This window comes from Gelidibacter sp. (genome assembly GCF_035577925.1).
Classification (GTDB): domain Bacteria; phylum Bacteroidota; class Bacteroidia; order Flavobacteriales; family Flavobacteriaceae; genus Gelidibacter.
In genome coordinates, this window is sequence record NZ_DATJCY010000372.1 from 1 (window position 1) to 1,690 (window position 1,690).

The window sequence follows — 1,690 nt, forward strand, 5'->3', positions numbered from 1 at the left end:
TTCTAAATGCAATTGAGATACAACCACACAATGGGAAAAATGCTTGGGATGTTTGTATCGAAATGGCCAAAAACGGTTTGTTAGCTAAACCTACGCATGAAAATATTATTCGTTTTGCTCCCCCTTTAGTTATCTCAGAAGAACAACTTAAAGAAGGTGTTGATATTATAATAAAGTCGCTAAAATCTTTAGAATAACATGCAAACAGCTAATAAGCTTCTGATGGTACGTCCTGCAAAATTTGCTTATAACGAGCAAACGGAAAGGAATAACTACTTCCAGACAAGATTGCCAATTCCTAACATCCATGAGAAGGCTTGTGAGGAATTTGATAATTTAGTAGCTGTATTACGTAATAATAAAATTGAGGTAGTTGTAGTGCAAGATACGTTAGAACCGCACACTCCTGATTCAATATTTCCAAATAATTGGTTTTCTACACATTTAACTGGTGAACTTATTCTCTATCCAATGTTTGCACAGAATCGTAGACTTGAAAGAAAATCACAAGTTTTGGACACTATCAAAGAACATTTTCGTATACATAAAGTTATAGACTTAACAGATTGGGAAAACAAAAACAGATTTTTAGAAGGGACTGGGAGTTTAGTCTTAGATAATAATAACCGAGTTGTTTATGCATGCCGCTCAGAAAGAACTGACGATATTGTTTTTGAAGAGTTTTGTACAAAAATGAACTTTGAACCCCAACTCTTTAATGCGTACGATGAAAATAAGGAAAAGATCTATCACACAAATGTAATGTTAAGTATTGGAGAAAAGTACGCAGTTATTTGTGCTGAGTCAATTATTGATAATAAACGCAAAACGAAAGTGATAGAAACTCTTGAGGGTGCTGAAAAAGAAGTATTAGATATATCATTTAAACAAATGAGTAGTTTTTGTGCAAATATTCTAGAGGTGCGTAATTCAGATAATGAACACTGTTTAATCATGTCTGAAAAAGCGCGCAAAGCTTTTAAAAGCGAACAAATAAAGAAACTAGAACGTCATTGCAAAATTATATCTTCTCCTCTAAATATTGTAGAAGAAACAGGTGGTGGTTCATCTCGCTGTATGATCGCAGAAATATTTTGCATTTAATCTATGATTTATAGCTTTATACAATTATAAACTTTTTAAATATAAAAAAAATGGCATTAGGAAAAGAATTAAAAGAATTCATGTTGCGTGGGAACGTAATTGACATGGCAGTAGGTATCGTTATTGGTGGAGCATTCGGAAAGATTGTTACATCATTTGTAAATGATATTTTGATGCCTCCTATCTCTATGCTGCTTGGTGATACGAGGGTTTCAGAAATGAACGTTGTACTTAAGAAAGCGGTTATGAGTGGAGAGGAAATTTTAAATCCTGCAATTACTTGGAATTATGGGATGTTTCTTCAAAATATTATGGATTTCTTAATTATAGGTATTTCAATTTTTATGGTTATTAAAGGAATCAACAATATGAGAAGAAAGAAAGAGGAGGAGCCTGCACCAAAAGAAGAGCCTGCACCAACACCTCAAGAAAGCTTACTTATGGAAATACGAGATCTTTTGAAAAAAGATTAGTCACTATCAGAATAAGTTAAGGAGCTATTTTAACAACAATAAATTACCCGGAGCTTTTAAATGATTTTACTCATATAAAGACTCCGGGTTTTATTATTTAAAAATGATATTAA

3 protein-coding genes are annotated in these 1,690 nt (G+C 32.6%); all 3 read left to right on the plus strand.

From position 1 onward, the window contains the following. Positions 1-197: aminotransferase class III-fold pyridoxal phosphate-dependent enzyme (locus tag VNJ50_RS14205; protein WP_325582955.1), on the plus strand; the 197-nt coding region annotated here is incomplete at its 5' end. A 1-nt stretch (position 198) separates the two neighbouring features. Beyond that, entirely contained in the window at positions 199-1,104 is a 906-nt protein-coding gene (ctlX, locus tag VNJ50_RS14210) for a citrulline utilization hydrolase CtlX (protein WP_325582956.1), read from the plus strand. Between the two features lie 50 nt (positions 1,105-1,154). Then, positions 1,155-1,577 carry a large-conductance mechanosensitive channel protein MscL gene (gene mscL, locus VNJ50_RS14215; protein WP_325582957.1) on the plus strand — a complete coding sequence of 141 codons (423 nt, stop codon included), beginning with the start codon at positions 1,155-1,157 and terminating at the stop codon, positions 1,575-1,577. The last annotated feature ends 113 nt before the right edge of the window (positions 1,578-1,690 follow it).